Origin of the sequence: Bradyrhizobium sp. SZCCHNRI1029 (assembly GCF_032487555.1) — a bacterium.
In the GTDB taxonomy this organism is placed as follows: domain Bacteria; phylum Pseudomonadota; class Alphaproteobacteria; order Rhizobiales; family Xanthobacteraceae; genus Bradyrhizobium.
On sequence record NZ_JAUEUK010000006.1, the window covers coordinates 328,894 to 344,320 of the forward strand.

Genomic DNA, 15,427 nt, shown 5'->3' on the forward strand with positions numbered 1-15,427 from the left:
CAGAATGCTGCGGGAGTTGCCGTCGGACGAGGATCGCCGGATCCTGCAAGAAGCCGTCCGGGGATTCTTCGAGGACTTGTGGGACAAGGCTGCTCAGGTGCCCCCAAGGCTCTGGAAGCAACTGGCCGCTCAGGGCTTGACCCAGATTGCGGCCTCTCCCGCCGAAGGCGGCTTGCGCGAGATCGTGCTGGTCCAGGAAGAGGCCGGCCGTGCCAGCTGCCGTGCACCGCTCGCGGATGCAGCCTTGATCAACCTCATGCAGCTTCGAGCCCGCGGCGATGCCCACGCTCTCAGTTCGCTTGTAGATGACCTCCGTAGCGGTGACGCGGTAGTCGCCGTGTCTTTCGCAGGCTTCGATCATGAGGGAGCCGCAGGTTGGGCGAAAATGGAAGCAGGCCGCCTGATTGCGGACTTGGGCTTCGTCGAATCCGCCGACATCGTTACGCATCTGGCCATATTCGTGCCCGGCCCAGCTCTGGCCATCATCAACACCAGCGAAGGTGTCGCCGCTGAGCCGAGCCCGATGATGGGAAAGGCTGGTTGGTGGCGGGTACGGATCGATGCGGTTCCAGTCGTCCTGGTGCCGTCCACGGCTGCCGAGGTCCGAGACCTGCTCACAGTCGCGGCCGTGGCGGAGACCGCGCGGGCGTTCGGTGCAGCCCAGCGCGCATTCGAGCAGGCCGTTGCCTATGCCGGCGAACGTCGGCAGTTCGGGCAACCCATCGGGCGCTTCCAGGCCATTCAGCACAAGCTCGCGAACTGCCACATCGCCTTGCGCGCGGTTCAGCTCACGATCGCGAATGCCGCAGCTCAATATGACTTGGAAGCCGCGCAATGGCGCTGGTTCGCAGCCGCAGCCCTGGCGACGGCTAGCGGTTCTCTTCGCCAGGTGTCGCTCGAGACCCAGCACGCCTTCGGCGCGATTGGCTATAGCGAGGAGCATGAGGCTCCGCGGCACTTCCGACAGGTCCATGTCAGCATGCTTCGCCATGGCGGCCAACGCCCGCCGGCCGAACGACTCGCGAGCCATTTTCTCGACGGGGACGGGAAAATCCGGTTTCCGGACTACGATCTGGGACCGGCCGGCAATGCCTTCCGCCGTGAGGTGCGAGCCTGGCTCGACGCGTATTGGTCGGGCGAGCGCCGTGCGCGGCACGAGCAGCTCTCCTTTCGCGAACGCGAATATGACCGCGAGTTCGCCAGGGCGCTCGGCATGACCGGCTGGATCGGACTGAATTGGCCGAAGCGGTTCGGCGGACAGGAGCGTGGCGCCTTCGAGCAGATCGCCTTCATGGAGGAGATGGAGCACGCCGAAGCCCCGCGTGCCGGCGCGCCCGTGCAGGCGGCCATGCTTCAGGTCTACGGCACGCCGGAGCAGCAGCAGCGCTACCTGCCGGAAATCCTGCGCGGGGAGGCCATCTACGGCATGGGCTACAGCGAGCCCCAGGCTGGCTCCGATCTCGCGTCGCTGAAGACGCGCGCGGTCCGCGACGGCGAGCACTATGTGATCAACGGACAGAAGATCTGGACCACGACCTATTGGGGCGAGTATATGCTGCTCGCGACCCGGACCGATCCGAACGCGACCCCGCCTCATGCGGGCATCACGATGTTCATCGTTCCGATGACGACGCCCGGGATTGCGATCCGCCCCTCAGAGACGATGTATGGCGGCACCTTCGCCAACATCTTCTATGACGACGTGCGGGTACCTGCCGAAAATCGGATCGGTGCCGAGGGGGAAGGATGGAAGGTCCTGACCGGGGCATTGGCGACCGAACGCGGCTTCATCGGCGGCGGCATCGTCTTGAAGGTCGCCCACATGTTCGAACTGCTGTGCGAGCATCTCCGGACCGCCAAGCGCCACGGCATCCCGATGCGGCACGATCCGCTCGTGCGCGCCAGGATCGGCGCGCTCGCGGCCGAGATCGAAGCCGGGCGGCGCATGATGGTCTATTGTGCCGAGCAGGTGGACAAGGGCGAGACGCCCCCGGACGAGGCTGCCGTTAGCAAGGTCTATTCCGGCGAACTGATGGAGCGTTTCGGCGAGACCGCGCTGGACCTGCTGGGGCCGGAGGCGCTGCTCAGCGAACACAGCCCAGGCGCGGTCCTGCGCGGGCGCATTGAACAGATGCTCCGGCATTCGCTGATGTGGGTCATCAGCATCGGCACCAACGAAATCCAGCGCAGCCTGATCGCCCAACGCGGGCTGGGACTGCCGCGATAGCTGTTTGCCCCGGGAGGTGACATGACCACGACAGGCCGTCCGCAGCTTCCGCCGCCGCGCCCGAGAACGCCTGGCGCGCCCTCCGCGCTTCAAGGATTGCGTGTCATCGACTTCTCGCACTTCATCGCGGGACCCATGTGCACGCTCTTTCTAGCGGATATGGGCGCCGACGTGATCAAGATCGAGAACGCGGCGAACGGGGACGATTTTCGTCGTTTCCAACCTCACCTCGGCGGTGAAGGCGTGCCGTTCCTCTGGGTCAATCGGAACAAGAAAGGCATTGCGCTCGATCTTGCGAGCCAAGCTGCGCAAAAAATCGCAATTGAACTCGTCGCATCAGCCGATATCCTGGTGGAGAATTTCTCGTGCGGGGTGATGGAACGGTTCGGCCTCGGCTACGATGCGATGCATCAGCTCAACCCTCGCCTGATTTATTGCAGCGTCTCGGCCTATGGCCGCGACGGCGCAATGGCTGATCGTCTGGGCTTCGATCCGGTGATCCAGGCCGAGACCGGCTTCATGTCGATGAACGGTTTTTCGGACCAGCCAGGTGTCCGCACCGGCCCCGCGATCATGGACATCTCCACTGGCATGACGGCCGCGATTGCCGTGCTCGGCGCCTTGACCGCACGCCAGAACACTGGGCTGGGGCAGCGTGTCGAGACAGCGTTGTTCGATACCGCTGCGCTGATGCTGGGCTTTCACGCGATGAACTATCTTGCGACGGGTCGCAATCCGACTCGCGCCGGCAACCGCAGCGCCGATAGCACGCCGACGGGCACCTTCCAGACGGCAGACGGCCCGCTCTATGTCACCTGCGCGAATGATCGAACCTTTCGTCGCCTTGTCACGAACGTGCTGGAGCGGCCTGACCTGGCCGAGGATCCTCGCTTCGTAAGCAACCGCGACCGGATGGCGCATCGCGACGAGTTGACCGCCATCATCGAAGGGATTCTTGCCGGCCACTCCAGCGAACGGTGGGCTGCCAAGATGCAGGCCGCGGGCGTGCCGGCCGGCGTCGTCAGAACGATCGAAGACGCTTTCAGCTCTTTCGAAATGGCCGAGCGTGCGCTCGCGTCGTCCATTCCGCATCCGACAGCAGGCGACATACCGAACATCGGATCCCCATTGCGTTTCAGCGAAACGCCTGTTCTCGACCCGATCGCTGCCCCGACTCTCGGGCAGCATACGACCGAGGTGCTGGAGCACGTTCTCGGTTATGGGCCCGAACGCATTGCTGAACTGAGAACGGCGGGCGCATTCGGATCGTCAGGCTGACCCGCTCTCGCCGACGCGCGATGACGTCCGCTCACATCCGGCCGAAACGTCAATATCCAAGAAAGGGATTGCCGCCGCAGCGTGCTGCGCCCCCGCGCGCGACGGAAAAATAGCGGTCAGATGCGCCGGCCCGTGTCCTTCCAGAAGGGCTCCTTGAGCCGACGCTTGAAGATCTTCCCGCTTTCCTCGCGCGGAAGCGCTCCATGGAAATCGATCCGGCGCGGCACCTTGTATTTCGCGATACGTTCGGCCAAATAGGCGCGAACCTGCTCGGTCGTGAGTTCGCTTCCCGGTTCAGGCTCGATCGCGGCAGCCAGCGACTCGCCGAACTCATCGTCGGGAATGCCGAACACAGCACAATCGCGCACTCCAGGACACTGAATCAGAGCCGATTCGATCTCCGCCGGATAGATATTGACGCCCGCCGAAATCACCATGTCCGACCGCCGATCGCACAGATACAGCCGATCGTTCTTGAGATAGCCGACGTCGCCGACACTGATCAGCCCGTCGCGCTCGACCGATTTTCGCTTGGCCTCGTCGTTGAGGTAGACGAAATCCGCCAGCGAGTCCTGACGAACGTAGATCTCGCCCACCTCGCCCGGCGCGACCGGCTTACCGTTTTCTCCGTACAGCGCAATCCGGGCGCCCGGCGTGAGCCGCCCGACGCTGCCGGGGTGAGCCAGCCAATCGTCCGGCGTGCTCAGCATCACCGCTCCGACCTCCGTTCCGCCATAGGTCTCGTAGATGACCGGCCCCCACCAGTCCATCAGGGCCTGCTTGATCTCCGGCGCACAGGGCGCGCCCGTGTGGATCACCCATCGCAGAGAGCTCACATCGTATCGGCGGCGGGTCTGTTCCGGCAGACGCATCAGGCGGACGAACATGGTGGGAACCATCACCGCATGCGTGATCCTTTCCCGCTCGATCAGCGCCAGCGTTTCTTCCGGCTCGAATTTGGATTGGAACGCGATGATCTCGGCCTGTGCGATGGCCTGACGCAAACAGGCGTTCGGTGACGCATGGTAGAGTGGACCCCCGATCAACACGCGCACGCCGGGCGCGATGCCGTAGACGGCGCGCATCAGCTCTCCATACGCCTTGGCCTGCTCAACCGTCGCAGGCTCGCGCTTCACGCCTTTCGGGTTCCCCGTCGTACCGGACGTGTAGATCAGCGTCGCGCGGCTGCGCGGCGGGGCACCGCTCCAGGGCTGGAAATCCGCCAGCCAAGCCGGCCAGCAGCGGTCCGATCCCACCGGCTCCTCGGCACCTGGTGGAACGCCGAATTGCCGAACGAGCTCGGGCGGCGTCGGTACGCTCAGCACCAGAATGCCGCGCAAGGCCTCCCCGAGTTCGCTGCGCACCGCCGCGAGCAGATCGGCATGAGCCACCAGGACCTTGGGCTTCGCATCCCTGAGGATATAACCGACCTCCTGCGCCCGGCCGTGCCAATTGATCGGCACGCAATAGGCGCCGATCAACGCAGCGGCGTGGGTCGCCTCGACAAAAGCGAAGTCGTTGCGCAGCAGGACCGCAACAGTGTCGCCCTCGGAGACTCCGCAAGCATGCAGCCCGCTGGCCGCACGTGCGGCATTGCTCAGCACCTCTTCGCGCGCGCGAGCCGTTCCATCGAGAAAAATCAGTGGCGATGTCATCATCCCTCTAACAATGTTCTGTCCGGGGCGTGGGAGCACGTTTGGTGAAGCGCTCGACTTCTCGCGGCCGCCTGCCCGATCGTTCTGGAAACCGATCGGCTACTGCGTTGCCAGTTTGCAGTCCGGATTGGGCGCCTCCGGCATCAACTCTTCGGCTTTCATGCGCCGGACGATCTTGAAATAGTCCCACGGGGCCTTTGATTCCTCCGGCGATTTGACCTGGACCAGCAGCATGTCGCGCATCACGCGGCCATCTGCCCGGATCCTGGCCGAAGGGGTCGTGAGGTCCGAGATCGGCAGCTCGTGCATCTTCTTTGCGACCTCCGGTCCGGATGTCGAGCCCGCAGCCTTGACGGCCTTCAGGTAGTGCGTGACCGAGCTATAGACTCCGGCCTGAAGGGCGGACGGCGGTCGTCCCATTTTCTCGCTGAACCGCTTCGCAAAGCTGCGGGTGTTGTCGTCCGTATCCCAGTAAAATGCTGTCGTCGTATAGATGCCTTTCATGCGGTCCAAGCCGAGGCTGTGCACGTCGGAGTCGAACAACATCAGGCTCGCTATGCGCATTCCCTTCTGCAGCAGGCCGAATTCAACAGCGTTCTCGATGAGAAGGACGCCGTCGTGGCCGGCAAAGGACGAGGCAATCGCGTCCGGTCGCGCTTCCTGCGCCGCCAGGAGGAGCGAGGCATAATCCGACGTACCTATCGCCGCGCGCCGCGTGCCGACCAGTTGTCCCCCGGTCTCCTTCACGACGTCGGCAACCGCCCGCTCCATCTGGTGTCCGAAGGAATAGTCGGGCCCGACTACGAACCACTTCTTCACGCCGGACTCGGCTGCGCTCAGAACGGTGGCGCGCGGCAAAACGCTGGTATCGAATGTCCACACGAAGCCTGTCGGCGAGCACGATTTGCCATAGAGATCGATTGTCCCGGCGCCCGAGATGAGGGCGATCTTTCCCTTCGCATGGGCGAGATTCTGGATTCCGAGAGCGATGGTGGACACGGGAACGTCGGCAATCGCGTCAACATGCTCCTCGTCGAACCACCGTCGGGCGATGGTCAGGCCAACGTCCGGCTTCAATTGGTGGTCGGCCGAAACGATCTCGATCGGTCGGCCAAGGACGGTGCCGCCGGCGTCGCTGACCGCCAGCTCCGCGGCAAGGACCGAGCCGCGACCGACCGTATCGGCGATGACGCCCGACATGTCAGTCAAGACACCGATCTTCAGCGGCTCGCCAACCGCCAAACCGCTGCACAGGAACAAGCACAGTACCGCGGCGACAACTCGTCCTGCCATGACCACTGCCCTCCCCTTTATTGGTTGGACCATTGATACATTGTGACTGTGATGGCCGCAAGCCCTGTTCGGTCCAACGAGTCCTTTGCCAGCCTCCGCCGGACGAGAAGGGAAGAGAGACTCGCTCGCAATCGGCCTATTCCCGGCCTTTGGGCAGGCCGCACCCACAATCGATACGACGCAAGGTTCTCCGCTCCCGGCCCGCCCTCGTCAGGCGCAGAATCGGCGGTCACCGTCGGCCATCTGAACCAGCATGCGCGGTGGAAGAAAGCGGTCGCCGTATTTCGTAGCGAGTTCGGAGGCACGTAGAGCGAACGCCTTCGGGCCAATCATGTCGATGTATTGAAGAGGTCCGCCGGTCCACCGTGGATAACCGATGCCTAGCACCGCACCGATGTTTGCGTCCCGGGAAGATTCGATGACGTTTTCCTCGAGGCAGCGCACGGCTTCGACGGCTTGGATAAAGAGAAAACGGTCGGACAACTCTTCGAGAGGAATTTGTGCCGAACGCGGCGGAAAGTGGTCACGCAAGCCGGGCCAGATTCGTTTCTTGCCACCGGCGGGATATTCATAGAAGCCGCCGCCACCGGCTCGACCGGGCCGCTTCAACCCGTTGACCATTCTGTCGACAACGGCCCAATGTGGATGGGCAGGCGCAGACTTACCCGCGGCCTGGAGGTCAGCGACGGTCTGGAGGCGAACACTCCAAGCCAGCGCAAGAGAGGTTTCATCCATGACGGCGAGAGGGCCGACGGGCATTCCGGCCCAGATCGCCGCGTTTTCGATTGCTGCAGGATCCACGCCCTCGGCCAGCATCGCGCCTGCCTCGCGTGTGAAGGTTCCGAACACGCGGCTCGTGAAGAAGCCGCGGCTGTCATTCACCACGATCGGCGTCTTGTTGATCTGCCGCACGAAGTCGTAGGCCCGGGCCAAGGTCTCCGCCGAGGTCGCTGCTCCCTTGATGATCTCGACGAGCGGCATCCGATCGACCGGCGAGAAGAAATGCAATCCGACGTAGTTCGCCGGTCTAGCCGAGGCTTGTGCGAGCCCCGTGATCGGAAGCGTCGACGTGTTGGACGCAAAAATTCCCCCGTGCGCCAAATATGGCTCGGCCTCCTGAGTGACGCTTCGCTTGAGGTCACGATCTTCTAACACCGCCTCGATGATCAATTCCGATCCTGCGAGATCGCTCGGGCTCCCGGTCGGCTTGATCAAGGCCAGCGCAGCGCTCATGCGATCCGCGGACAGTCGGCCTTTCTCGACCTGTCTCTCAAGTCCGCTCTGGATCTGCGATTTTGCCTTTTCCGCCTGCTCCCGGGTAACGTCCTTCAACACGACGGAGATGTCCCGTTGAGCGGCGACCTGGGCGATGCCACGGCCCATCAGTCCGGCACCCAACACTCCGATTCGCGCGAAACTGGCGTCGGGAATGCCTTCCGGCCGGCTCTTCCTGGCCTTGATTTCGTTCATCTGGAAGAAGGACGTCCGGATCATGTTCTTGGCAACGCTACCAACCGCGACGTTCGCGAGGTAACGGCTCTCGATCCGAGATGCCGTGTCAAAATCGAGGGCAGCCCCTTCGACCGCCGCAGACATCGCGGCTTCCAGGGCCGGGTAACGCAGGCGGTGCTTCTTCATCAGCAGCGTGGGCGCGGTTCGCAGCCAAGCCAGCGGCGCCGCGGCATTGGGCGTCGATCCTGGAATGCGAAAGCCTTTGCTATCCCACGGCTGGCTCGCCTCGGGATTGTCCAAGATCCAACTGCGCGCCTGCGCGAGCAACTCGTCTTTGTCCCGCGCGAGCCCATTCAGCAATTTCAGTTCAAGGGCGCGTTCCGCACCGAAGACTACGCCGTCGAGGACGAGCGGCATCGCAGCTTCGAGCCCCAGCATGCAGACCAGGCGCACGATACCTCCGGCACCCGGAATGAGCCCGAGAGTGGTCTCCGGAAGACCGAGTTGAAGGCCTCCGTCGTTGATGGCGAACCGCGCATGACAGGCGAGGCCGAGCTCGAAACCGCCGCCGAGCGCAGCACCATTGATGGCCGCGACCACGGGCTTTCCCAGCTTCTCCAGCCGACGCATCGTCGCCTTGGTGGCTTCGGCACGGGCAAAGAGCGCCGCGGCGTCATCGGCGGCGAGCAGCCCCTTGAGATCTCCGCCGGCAAAGAACGTCGGCTTGTTCGAGGTGAGGATGACCCCGATGATCATCTCGCGTTCCTGCTCGATCCGCTCAACCGTCCCGCGGTAAGCATCACGGAACGCCTGGGTCATGGTGTTCACGGCCTGACCTGGCATGTCCATGGTCAGCGTGACGATGCCCTGATCATCCCTGGCATAGTCGATGGCGGTCATTCCGAATCCCCAATCAAACACGTTCAATGACAGTTGCGACGCCCATGCCGTCAGCTGCGCACAATGTGACAAGGCCCCGCTTCAGCTCGCGCCGCTCCAACTCGTCGAGCAACGTCCCAACCAGCACGCATCCGCTTGCGCCCAACGGATGCCCAAGCGCGATCGCGCCGCCGTTGACGTTGACTTTCGCCAGCGGCACCTTCGTTTCATCCAGGAAGCGCAACACTACGCTCGCAAACGCCTCGTTGACCTCGTAGAGATCAATGTCTTCGAAGCTCAACCCCGCCTTGCGGAGCGCCGCTTCCGCGACCGGTGCAGGCCCAGTGAGCATGATCGTCGGTTCGACGCCGAGCGCGGCCGTCGCGATGATCCGCGCGCGTTGCCTCAGGCCGAGTTCGCTCCCCTTTTCGGCGCTGCCGATCAGCATGAGCGCAGCGCCGTCGACGATGCCCGAGGAATTCCCGGCCGTATGAACGTGCCTGATCTCCTCGACCTGAGGATATTTCGACATTGCGATGGCGTCGAAACCGCCGAACTCGCCCATCTCGGCAAAGGACGGCATGAGCTTCGCCAGCCCCTCCACGGTCGCATCTGCCCTGATTGCCTCGTCCGCCGCAAGCAGGACGACGCCATTGATATCGCGCACCGGCACAAGAGATCCATCGAAGCGGCCTTCGGCGCGCGCTTGCGCCGCCAGTTGTTGCGAGCGCAGCGCGTAGGCATCGACATCCTCGCGCGTCCGACCATCGAGCGTGGCCAGCAAGTCCGCGCTCACACCCTGCGGAATCATCTTTAGCTCGAACGACAACCGCGGCTGATGATCACGCACACTCGGTGCTGCGCCGATGCCCATGCGCGACATCGATTCGACGCCGCCGGCGACGATCAAGTCGTCCCACCCGGAACGGATCTTCTGCGCTGCCAGATTCACAGCATCGAGGCCCGAGCCGCAATAACGGTTGAGCTGAAGGCCCGGCCCCGTCCAGGACCATCCAGCGGCGAGCGCGGCGGTCTTGGCGATCACGCCACCCTGCTCGCCATACGGCTGCACGCAGCCGATCAGAACATCGTTGATCAGCGCGGTGTCGATTTCAGTCCGCCGCTCCAGCTCTTGCATCAGCCCGGCCAGGAGTTGAACCGGCCCCACTTCGTACAGCGCGCCGTCCCTCCTTCCCTTGCCTCGCGGCGTGCGGATCGCATCGAAGATAATCGCTTCACTCATTTCTGATTCCTGAAGTCGGTCTGAAAGATGATGTCGGAGCGCCCCCGCGGCAACGCACGGCACCTCGACCATCCGGCACGCGATGGCTTGATCACTGCACCGGGCAGCTCTTCATACGGTACGTGATCGGCAACCGCTTCGGGCCACTGACCAGATTGGCCTCAATCCACGCGGGCTCCCCCGCCAGTTCGATCGAGTCCACCCGAGCAACAATTTCCGTGAACAGCGCTTTCATCTCCATCCGCGCAAGGTTGAGGCCAAGGCACTGGTGCACGCCGTGCCCGAAAGCGATATGGCGGTTGGGCGTCCGATCGACACGGAACGCGAAAGGATCGACGAAAACCTCCTCGTCGCGATTGCCGGATGGAAAGCACATCATGAGCGAATCGCCGGCACGGATCTGCTTGCCCCGAAGCTGATAGTCCTGAGTCGCCGTGCGGAAGAAGTGCTTCACCGGCGAGGTCCAGCGCAACATCTCTTCGACTGCGGAATTCAGCAGCTCCGGCGACTCGCGCAACCGACGGAACTCCGCCGGATGCTCGATCAACGCATGCAATCCACCGGCCATCGCCGAACTTGTCGTATCATGGCCCGCGGTCGCAATGACCAGGTAGTACGAGAGGCTCTCGAAGACTCCGGCCGGATTGCCGCCGACCGACGCATTGGCGATTACCGAGGCGAGATCGTCCTTCGGGTTCCTGCGACGGTCCTCCGCGATAGCGCCGAAGTAAGCAAAAAACTCCTGAGCCGCGACTTGGCGGCTTTGGAAGTTGTTGCTTCCTCCCGACAAATCCTTGTCAGACGAAGCGAGCAGAGCTTGCGTGAACTTGAGCATCTTGGCGTCGTCTTCGCGCGGAACGCCGAGGATCGTCATGATGATCCGCAGCGGGTACCAAAGCGCGACGTCGTTGACGAAATCGCACCGGCCACCGCGCTCGTCCATCAAAGCGACAAACTCTCCGGCAAGATTCTTGATCTCCCCCTCGATCTTGCGCAGGTTCACCGGCATGAACCACGCCTGTGTGATGCCGCGGTAAGCACGATGGTCGGGCTCGTCCATGGTGATGAGCGTCCTGACTAATTTCGCGTTCCCCGCGCGGACTCGTCTTTCTTCCTCCTCGATCGGCACGAGGCTATTACGCGGATCGTTGATGAATTTGTCGTTCTGCCGCTCGATTTCGAGGATGTCGCTGTGCTTCGCGATGGTCCAGAATGGCCGATAGCCGGCAGGTTCTGTCCATCGCACGGGGTCGCTTCGCCGCAGTTCGGCGAAGATTTCGTCGTACTTGCGGGGCGTTCCGTATGTGACAGGGTCTACGACCTGGTCATCGATCCGTTCGACCATCGGTCTCCTCCAGATGTTTGATTATTTTCTGACACCCTAACATCGGCACGAAAATCAAACCTGCCTCACAGCGCCAGGCACGTGACGCACGGTGCCAAGTTTATCTCGCAGCGGCCTGCCCGTCGGTGCGGGACGACGACCATTGCCTGGGCGATTGACCGTACCGTGCCCGAAACACCCGGCTGAAATGCGCGGGGTCGACGAAGCCGACGACGTACGACACGTCGGTGATGCTCTGAGGTTCCTCCGCGCGATCTCGCAACAATCGCGCAGCTCGCGCGAGACGTAGCTCTTGGACCAACCCCATAGGCGTCTGATTGATCCGGCGGACGAGCCGGTACAGCGAGCGGCGGGACAGGCCGACAGATCGGCCGATGCCGTCGGGGCTGAGATCGGGATTACTCAACTGAACCTCAATGGCCTGTCTCACTTGGTCGATTTTCGCAGCGTTCGGGATGAAGGCGCTCCGTTTGGCAGCGCTCGCAGGCAGACTTGCTTCCACAGCATCCATAAACAGAACTTCCATCGAAGCCTGAACCCGCAAATTCGGCCATTCGGGAGACCCCAGGGCCTCGGAAATCATTGAGAGTGCAACCCGGCTCTCAGCCGACCTCGCGAGGCGGGTTCCGCCAAGCTGAGAGCGCGGCCAATGTTCGCAGTATCGATGACTAACGGTCACCCCGATCGTTCGACTGCCGTCCGGAATCAGAAATGAAGTCGGCACGGAAGCGTCAAAGATGGCCCATTCGCCGGCCCGGAGTTCCGTCGCACGATCAGACTGCTTCACGAATGCGCTTCCGAATCGCTGCAGCAAAATAAAGCAGCTTCCCGTCTCGGTCGGATCGATCGAAAATCCGTACGTGTCGTTGGCGCGGCCCAGTCCAGATGCGGCAACATAGTTGTCAACCAGCAGTGCATCGCCCAGTCGCTCAAGTCGTCCCCACACAGAGAACGAATGCGCCCGCCTCGTGTAGCAGCTTCCCGCGAAGTGCGGCTCGATAGCGGAGTGCCATTCGTCCGGCGACGTGAAGCGCCGGTGCATCGCGGAAATCGAATGGACGGGGCCGTAGGGCATTCTGCTCTCCAGGTCCCAATTATGAATGGTTGAACCTTTGCGTCAAGAGTGTTAGGTAGATGCCAATCAAAAGATCTGGCTGTCATCTGGATGGCCGGCAACAAGTCTGCTTGGCGGCAGGGAGGATCTGGTGGCTGGCGTGTTCCAGGGTCTGAAAGTCATTGACAGCGCCACCTTTGTCGCCGGCCCGGCGGCGGCCGTGATCCTCGCGGACTTCGGTGCGGACGTCGTCAAGATCGAGCCGGTCGGCGCCGGCGATCCGCAGCGGGTCCTCGGTCGTCTTCCTAACCTGCCAAAAGCCGACCATAACTACGCGTGGACAGTTGCCGCGCGCAACAAGCGTACGCTGGGGTTGGACCTCAAGACCGAGACTGGTCGAACCATCCTGGGGCAGCTCGTGCGTTCCGCCGATGTTTTCGTTACCAACCAGTCTCCGGCTTCACGCACTCGGCTCGGGATCAGCTATGAGCAGCTTTCGGAAATCAATCCGCGTCTCGTCTATGCGGCGCTCACCGGCTACGGGGAGACAGGCCCCGAAGCTGAAAGACCGGGCTTCGATGCCCATGCCTATTGGGCTCGATCGGGATTGGCCGATAGCGTACGCCCCGACCCCGAGAGCTCTCCTGCGGCACCCACTATGGGGATGGGCGATCAGCCGACAGCGGTCACCCTCTACGCCGGGATTGTCACGGCGCTCCTTTACCGGGAGCGCACGGGCCGGGGGAGCTGCGTCACGTCATCGCTGCTCGCCAACGGAGTCTGGTCGAATGCGGCATCGATCCAGGCGGTCCTGTGCGGTGGCGAGATCCAGTACCGCCTCCCCCGAAAGGCCACCCGGAACGCTTTGACGTGCTTCTATCGGTGCGCTGACGACCGCTGGTTCATGATCAGTCTGGTGCAGGAGGAACGCGATTGGCCGCGCTTCTGCCACGCAATCGGCCGCTCCGCCTTAATCGAGGACTCACGCTTTTCGGCGCTTGCAACACGGCGCGCCAATGCGGCCGAGCTTGTGGCACTTCTCGACGACCTGTTTGCGAGCCGCATCTCGTCCGATTGGCAACGCATCTTTCAGGCGGCTGACCTGACCGCGGCGATCGTGGCCAAGGCCGGAGATCTGGTCGGCGACGACCAGATGTATCATGCCGGTGCGCTTGTCAGAGCCGAGTGGATGCCGGGGCATGGCGCAATCGTGGACAGCCCGTTCCGAATAAGCGGTATCACGAAGAGGCCCCCAAACCCCGCACCGGAATTGGGCCAGCACAGTGGGGAAATCCTGGAGGAGCTTGGATATTCCGACGAGGACATTGCTCGCCTGAAAGTATCTGGCGTTGTCGGCTGATTGACGGCCGAAGTCCCGGCCCACTGTTCCAAATCGGTCGTAACCGAGCTGAGTTATGTCGATGGGAGGATCAACCATGCCACGAAGATACCTGCCCTATTTCGCCGCCGTTGGGTTGGCGGCGAGCCTCGCGGCTCTACCGGCCAATGCAACCGAAAAGAAGTACGATCCGGGCGCCACAGACCAAGAGATCAAAATCGGAAATCTCGCTCCCTATAGCGGGCCCGCATCAGCCTACGGCATCATCGGTCGCGTCGCTGCAGCGTTTTTCCGCAAGGTCAACGATGAAGGCGGCATCAACGGGCGGAAGATCACTTTCGTCAGCTACGATGACGCGTTCAGTCCGCCGAAGGCCGTGGAGCAGGCGAGAAAGCTGGTCGAGAGCGACGAGGTGCTCATGATCTACCAGTCGGTTGGAACGCCCTCGAACGCGGCGATCCAGAAATTCTTGAATGCCCGGAAGGTGCCGCAGCTCTTTGTCGCAAGCAATGCCACCCGCTGGGGCGATCCGGACCATTTTCCATGGACCATGGGCTGGCAGCCAAATTTCCAGAGCGAAGGGCGCGCCTACGCAAAATACATCCTGCAGAACTATCCGAACGCGAAGATTGCCATGCTCTGGCAGAATGACGACGGAGGGCGCGACGAGGCGAAGGGTTTGCGCGATGGGCTGGGAGAAAGGGCCTCGATGATCGTCGCCGAATCGTCATTTGAATTGTCGGAACCGACGATCGACGCTCACATCGCGCGGCTGAGAAACTCCGGCGCGGACATCTTCGTGTCCTGGACCACGCCGAAAGCAAGCGCTCAGGCCATCCGCAAGCTTGCAGAACTCGAGTGGAGGCCGGTCGTCTTCCTCGCAGGCGTCTCCACCTCCGTGGCGAGTGTGCTCCGTCCTGCAGGTCTGGAGAACGCCAAGGGGATCATCTCGAATGCCTATTTAAAGGACCCCAGCGATCCCGCCTGGAGCAACGACGCGGCCACGAGAGGTTGGAATGCGTTCATGGACAGGTATCTTCCAGATGGGGACAAGGCAGACCGCGTCACCGTCTATGGCTACGCCGTTGCGCACACGCTGCTCGAAGTCCTCAAGCGATGCGGCGACAACCCCACGCGCGACAACATCATGCGGCAGGCCGCGAACTTAAGGGACCTGGACGTTCCGATGCTCTTGCCCGGCATCAAGATCAATACGTCTGCTAAGGATTATTTTCCAGTCGAACAGATGCAACTCATTCGCTTCGACGGTCAGAGGTGGCAGCCTCTCGGAGAGCTGATCGACGGCGAAGTCGGAAGCGCCGGGACCAACTGAGGTGAGCTCGGTCCTGTGCTTTCCCAACGCAAATGCGAGAAGCAGATCCCATGCCTCGGCTCACGCCATCGTCGCGCGTGCGTCTGCGAGCCCTGGGAATCGGTTTCGTCGATGGCCTCAAGGTGCAGGACCTCTATCTCATGAAGCGTCGGAGAGGGGGTGACCGAGTATGCCCCGGGGGCATGCAGGTCATGGGAATTTATCGCTCGGGCGCACTCGCCGAGTACGTCGCCGTTCCAGCGGAAGCAGCACTAATCCTGCTGGATGGCACTTCCGCCGAGGCAGGGCCTCATTTTGCGCAGATATCTCACGGCCCATTCTGCGCTGAC

At 62.5% G+C, this 15,427-nt stretch carries 10 protein-coding genes; 4 read left to right on the plus strand and 6 right to left on the minus strand.

Translation table 11 applies throughout. The features are described 5' to 3' along the window. Nucleotides 1-4 precede the first annotated feature (4 nt). Nucleotides 5-2,227, plus strand: a complete 2,223-nt coding sequence (locus QW861_RS19330) for an acyl-CoA dehydrogenase (RefSeq protein ID WP_315754109.1) — start codon at nucleotides 5-7, stop codon at nucleotides 2,225-2,227. Between the two features lie 21 nt (nucleotides 2,228-2,248). Beyond that, nucleotides 2,249-3,505, plus strand: coding sequence for a CoA transferase (locus tag QW861_RS19335; RefSeq protein ID WP_315754106.1), 1,257 nt, complete (start codon nucleotides 2,249-2,251; stop codon nucleotides 3,503-3,505). 116 nt (nucleotides 3,506-3,621) lie between these two features. On the opposite strand, the gene QW861_RS19340 is transcribed toward QW861_RS19335, so the two are convergent. From QW861_RS19340 to QW861_RS19365, 6 genes are all read right to left on the minus strand, one after another. After that, nucleotides 3,622-5,160 (minus strand): acyl-CoA synthetase, encoded by a 1,539-nt coding sequence (locus QW861_RS19340; protein WP_315754104.1) that lies wholly within the window; start codon nucleotides 5,158-5,160, stop codon nucleotides 3,622-3,624. A gap of 99 nt (nucleotides 5,161-5,259) precedes the next feature. Continuing rightward, on the minus strand, nucleotides 5,260-6,453 hold the full coding sequence (locus QW861_RS19345; RefSeq protein WP_316193398.1) for an ABC transporter substrate-binding protein: 1,194 nt from the start codon (nucleotides 6,451-6,453) through the stop codon (nucleotides 5,260-5,262). A gap of 210 nt (nucleotides 6,454-6,663) precedes the next feature. Continuing rightward, complete coding sequence (locus tag QW861_RS19350) at nucleotides 6,664-8,805, minus strand: 3-hydroxyacyl-CoA dehydrogenase NAD-binding domain-containing protein (RefSeq protein WP_315754100.1); 2,142 nt, start codon at nucleotides 8,803-8,805, stop codon at nucleotides 6,664-6,666. Between the two features lie 13 nt (nucleotides 8,806-8,818). After that, on the minus strand, nucleotides 8,819-10,027 hold the full coding sequence (locus tag QW861_RS19355; protein WP_315754098.1) for an acetyl-CoA C-acetyltransferase: 1,209 nt from the start codon (nucleotides 10,025-10,027) through the stop codon (nucleotides 8,819-8,821). 91 nt (nucleotides 10,028-10,118) lie between these two features. After that, nucleotides 10,119-11,372, minus strand: a complete 1,254-nt coding sequence (locus tag QW861_RS19360) for a cytochrome P450 (RefSeq protein ID WP_315754096.1) — start codon at nucleotides 11,370-11,372, stop codon at nucleotides 10,119-10,121. A gap of 100 nt (nucleotides 11,373-11,472) precedes the next feature. Then, entirely contained in the window at nucleotides 11,473-12,447 is a 975-nt protein-coding gene (locus QW861_RS19365; protein WP_315754094.1) for a helix-turn-helix domain-containing protein, read from the minus strand. A gap of 130 nt (nucleotides 12,448-12,577) precedes the next feature. Here QW861_RS19365 and QW861_RS19370 point away from each other — a divergent pair, with 130 nt between their 5' ends. Together QW861_RS19370 and QW861_RS19375 are read left to right on the plus strand one after the other, a co-directional pair. After that, nucleotides 12,578-13,786 (plus strand): CaiB/BaiF CoA-transferase family protein, encoded by a 1,209-nt coding sequence (locus QW861_RS19370; protein ID WP_315754092.1) that lies wholly within the window; start codon nucleotides 12,578-12,580, stop codon nucleotides 13,784-13,786. A gap of 76 nt (nucleotides 13,787-13,862) precedes the next feature. After that, on the plus strand, nucleotides 13,863-15,098 hold the full coding sequence (locus QW861_RS19375) for an ABC transporter substrate-binding protein (RefSeq protein WP_315754090.1): 1,236 nt from the start codon (nucleotides 13,863-13,865) through the stop codon (nucleotides 15,096-15,098). Nucleotides 15,099-15,427 lie beyond the last annotated feature (329 nt).

Excerpts from the sequence above, each read along its gene's own strand:
- QW861_RS19345 (WP_316193398.1), bottom strand. The coding sequence starts at position 6,453 with ATGGCAGGACGAGTTGTCGCCGCGGTACTGTGCTTGTTCCTGTGCAGC.
- QW861_RS19365 (WP_315754094.1), bottom strand. The coding sequence starts at position 12,447 with ATGCCCTACGGCCCCGTCCATTCGATTTCCGCGATGCACCGGCGCTTC.
- QW861_RS19355 (WP_315754098.1), bottom strand. The coding sequence starts at position 10,027 with ATGAGTGAAGCGATTATCTTCGATGCGATCCGCACGCCGCGAGGCAAG.
- QW861_RS19340 (WP_315754104.1), bottom strand. The coding sequence starts at position 5,160 with ATGACATCGCCACTGATTTTTCTCGATGGAACGGCTCGCGCGCGCGAA.
- QW861_RS19335 (WP_315754106.1), top strand. The coding sequence starts at position 2,249 with ATGACCACGACAGGCCGTCCGCAGCTTCCGCCGCCGCGCCCGAGAACG.
- QW861_RS19375 (WP_315754090.1), top strand. The coding sequence starts at position 13,863 with ATGCCACGAAGATACCTGCCCTATTTCGCCGCCGTTGGGTTGGCGGCG.
- QW861_RS19330 (WP_315754109.1), top strand. The coding sequence starts at position 5 with ATGCTGCGGGAGTTGCCGTCGGACGAGGATCGCCGGATCCTGCAAGAA.
- QW861_RS19360 (WP_315754096.1), bottom strand. The coding sequence starts at position 11,372 with ATGGTCGAACGGATCGATGACCAGGTCGTAGACCCTGTCACATACGGA.
- QW861_RS19350 (WP_315754100.1), bottom strand. The coding sequence starts at position 8,805 with ATGACCGCCATCGACTATGCCAGGGATGATCAGGGCATCGTCACGCTG.